This is a genomic window from Borrelia hispanica CRI (assembly GCF_000500065.1).
Lineage (GTDB): Bacteria > Spirochaetota > Spirochaetia > Borreliales > Borreliaceae > Borrelia > Borrelia hispanica.
The window spans coordinates 1-3,877 of sequence record NZ_AYOU01000026.1 but is presented as its reverse complement, the minus strand read 5'-3'; the positions used below and the strand labels follow the sequence as shown (position 1 = coordinate 3,877).

The following is a 3,877-nucleotide window of genomic DNA, read 5'->3' as shown; positions in this document are numbered from 1 at the left end:
TAAAGGTAATAAGGCGATACAAGAAGATTGGCAGTGTACAGCTTTTTTCAAATCAGATGATGGTATTCGTTATAGTTTTTCTGTTTTACTTAGTGAATATTATAAGAACACACCTATTTGGAGAGAAAAGCCAGTATTCATGTTAAGAAAATGTGCTGTAAGTTGTTTATGTAGAACTTTACCAGGTTCAGGACTTGAAAGCATGCCATATATAAGAGAAGAATTAGAGGATATGAATACTGTATTACAACAAGAATTACAAGGATCGGAAGAAATAAATAATTCAACACCTGAAGCAACAATTGAAATACAATCTGTTAATCATAATTCTGGAGAAGATATAAATAAATCTGTTCCTACCAAGTATTATTGTTATCAAAACTTACTAATAGCATCAAGAAATATGTATAGGTTTTTAAGTGATAAACCATTTAGTAGTTTGTCAGAAATAAACGATTATCTTAAGTCTGTTAAATCGGGAGGAGATGATTCTAAATTACTTGAATACTTTAATAAAAATAAGACGTTAAAGAGTATTGAGTATTGGTGTAATTTAATTAAAGAATACTTTACTAAAAGTATTAGGGATTTAAGTAATCTTGAGAAGTTTAATATATTTATGGCATTTGATTTAAATAAAGTTGGAAATAGTCCATTAAAATTATTTAGTCAACTGTCTATGGCAGAAGAATTCCAGTGTTTATTCAGTTTAACTTGATGATTATAAATAATAAGCCCCATCAGGGGCTTAAATAATTAATTTTTTAATTTTGAATATCTTCTATATACATCTTTAGCAATAGGTTTAGTTATACTGATATAATCTTTAAATAATTTGATATTAAACTTTAAATTCTCAACAGTATGTTCAGATTTAAGTTCTGCTGGATTGAAATAAGTAAACTTAGGATAATGTGGGTCTTTAACTTTTTTTTATGTACGTGTTAAGAATACTTGCAAATACATAATATAATCAGCCAATTTAGCTTCATAAGTACTCAGTTCTTTAAGAGATTCTGTTTTTGGAAGTGTTGGTTCTTCTATTAATGAAGCAATAGTAGTACAAGAAATTATAAGGATAAGAGAAATTAATCTTGATAATAGAATTATCTTTTGAATTTTCATATTAAGCCTCCTTTAATATCTTTATATAAGAATTCATAATCTTATTTCTTTTACTTCTAAATTGAGATATATATTTTGCGGTTTCTTCTTGATTATAATACTCTTCAGAATTTTTTATTATTTCAATATTGATTCTTATAATCTCTTCAAGTTCAGATAATAGTTTAATAGCTTCATTTTGTTCCATTCTGTTTATACTTGCTTCATATAAAGAAAAAATATAATTAACTACTTTCAAAAAGATATTTGTATAAGTAGATGTATTTTTATCATTATTATTTTTTTATAAAAGTTCTGTAAATTTATTTAGTATATCAATACCTATTTTTGCTGTACTTAAATTCATTTATAGTCCTCTCCTAATAATTTTGTAATATTTATAATTTATTGTTTTGTATGATTTTTTGGATCTGAGGGAGCCTTAATGCTCCCATCCATTTTTGTTTGTTTATTTAGGATATCCTAGTTTGTTGTAGGTGCATAAGGCATTGCACCATTTTCGGATAGAGTTTGCAAGTACCGTAGTTTTCAACTTGCTTTCCTATCCATAATTGCCTAAGAATAAATATATAGCAAAAACAAAATATTATCAAGTAAAAAAACAAATTTTTTGTAATTTTTTATAGGTGAATAAAATTAATGCAACCCAGTATTATCTGGATTGCAATCAACCTTTTACCAAATGTCATAAATCTTCGTTTTTGTCTTTGCTTTTAAGCTTGGTAACTAAGATGTTAATAATATCTTTAGTTATTGGTTTAAGAAGAAAAACAAATAATGAACCCATACCTAAAATGAATAGAGAAATAATAATCAATTTACTTCCGTCAATATTAAGTAAAAGTTCTAATAAAGCATTGAGACTTTGCATAATCCTTTAACCTCACTTTATAATAAATGGTATAGTTAAATATATAGCTAAAATAAAAATTATAATTTAAGAAGTAAAAGCATACCATCTACTCTCTTTTGCATATACCAACCTTCGAAAAGATTAAACCTCAGACCTGTTCCACCATTGACACTTCCAAGCTGAAATAACGTTCTTTTTGAAGAATAGCCGCTGTATTTTATATTGACAGTTTTACGAGCTTTAGAAGTTGAACTAGATATTGCTTTAACTTCAACAATTAAGTAAATAGGTTTATCATCATATGAACTACTTGTTTCTATAATAATTTCAGCATTTTGATTTTCTTGTGATGAGTCTGAAAAGTCAAAAACATAACGACCATATTTTAAACTCGACATATACACGGTTTTGGTATATTCACCAGAATATTGTCTTTCTGGTTTTATTGTAGTAGTACTAGTTGCACTGAAGCTGTCACTAATACCAGTAAGATGTTCTTGAACCTTTATTTTTTTCAAAGAAGAATAGTAAAGTCCTAGAAAATAAGTATTTGTATTTAATGTGTCTTGTTGTGATAAATCATATTCAAGTTTATTTGTAACTTTACTAAGAATAGAATCCATAACACTGGATTCATTATTTTTGAGTTTTTCTATAACTTTTTCATAAGCTTGATTTATAAAGTTTGTATTTTGTAATAATTCAGTTGCAAATAGAGTTTGTATTATTTGTTTAAAATCATCGACTCCTTCGCCTTGAACGAATGTTTTTTTATGCAATTCTTTACGAAAGTCATCAAAAGTGATTGCGTGGCAACTAGAAAAGCCATTATCTAAAACCAATAGATCAGATGGGTCAGTTGAGGTTCTTCTGTTGAGGTTTCTGATTTCTATTGTATCATCATGTCTTACGACGGTATCTTGTTCTGGGCTGTCTTGACTAAACATAAAATCTCCTTATTTATTATCCTTTAAATTCTTTGACGTATTCATTCTTATGGTTTTGTATTTTAAGTATTCTGTCAATAGGAATAAGTTTTTTGATAAATGCGTAAATAGAGTTTTCATATCCTTTAGGAAGTAAAGTTATAATCCATGCTTTTTTAAGAATACGTTCATTTTCTTTAGTTTTGAATATAATTTTTTTATGAGGTGTAGTGTCTTTTTTTGACTTACTACCAACAATAAATGCTATAACATTAGTTTTAATATCGCTTTTAAGCTTTATGTTAATAACACCAGGTGATAAAGTAGTAGGTTCGACATCAACATTAAGGAAAGCTTTAAATAGTTTTATAAATGATTCATGGGTTCCAATATGACGTAAAGCGAAAAACACACTATCAATATTTTCTGCTAGTGTTTCAAGAGTTTGGTTTGTTGAGTAGATAATTTTCAATATTTCTGATAACCAGAATGCTATGAATCTTGAATTTAGATTTGTAGTAGCATTGATATCTGTGAAATTATCATTAAGAGTTTTGACCTCTTTGATTATTTGATCTATGAATTCAAGTTCGGCATGTATTATTTTTTCAACTTCAGTGTCATGAAAGACTGTGGGTATAGTAGGTATACTTGTCATGCAGACTCCTTTTTATGAGGATATATTGATTAACAATCTATCAGAAGTAAAATCAAAATCAAGAATTTCATTTTCTTCAACCTGAATATTTTCATTATTCTTAAATTCGTTATCATTGATCTCATTAATTTTTGTATTCAAGTTTTCTTTTAGAGCAACAGAGACATCAATGCAGTGTACGCCCTTAATTTCATTCACAGGAGCAAAGAAATCTTGATATTCAAAACTAATTCCCATATCACCATAATTATTATTTGCAATTCTGGTGTAAATATCTCTAATTTTAGCGTCAACATTAAGATATAGATGATTTTT

General features: G+C 27.3%; 4 protein-coding genes and 3 pseudogenes. 1 reads left to right on the top strand and 6 read right to left on the bottom strand.

What is annotated here, in order from left to right:
• Positions 1–718 (top strand): annotated as a pseudogene (locus U880_RS11610) (hypothetical protein); the annotation flags it as partial.
• Between the two features lie 38 nt (positions 719–756).
• Here the strand turns inward: U880_RS11610 and U880_RS09695 are convergent.
• From U880_RS09695 to U880_RS0100615, 6 genes and pseudogenes are all read right to left on the bottom strand, one after another.
• Positions 757–1,125, bottom strand: a pseudogene (locus tag U880_RS09695) (BBA14 family lipoprotein).
• A 1-nt stretch (position 1,126) separates the two neighbouring features.
• Positions 1,127–1,381 (bottom strand): annotated as a pseudogene (locus tag U880_RS0100635) (BlyB family putative holin accessory protein); the annotation flags it as partial.
• A 429-nt stretch (positions 1,382–1,810) separates the two neighbouring features.
• Positions 1,811–1,996, bottom strand: a complete 186-nt coding sequence (locus U880_RS0100630; protein ID WP_024654367.1) for a BlyA family holin — start codon at positions 1,994–1,996, stop codon at positions 1,811–1,813.
• A 59-nt stretch (positions 1,997–2,055) separates the two neighbouring features.
• A complete protein-coding gene (locus tag U880_RS0100625) occupies positions 2,056–2,925 on the bottom strand; it encodes a DUF685 domain-containing protein (RefSeq protein ID WP_024654366.1) in 870 nt (289 codons plus the stop codon).
• Between the two features lie 16 nt (positions 2,926–2,941).
• Positions 2,942–3,562, bottom strand: coding sequence for a DUF735 family protein (locus tag U880_RS0100620; RefSeq protein WP_038358601.1), 621 nt, complete (start codon positions 3,560–3,562; stop codon positions 2,942–2,944).
• 12 nt (positions 3,563–3,574) lie between these two features.
• The coding region (locus U880_RS0100615) for a DUF276 domain-containing protein (RefSeq protein WP_024654364.1) at positions 3,575–3,877 on the bottom strand (303 nt) is incomplete at its 5' end.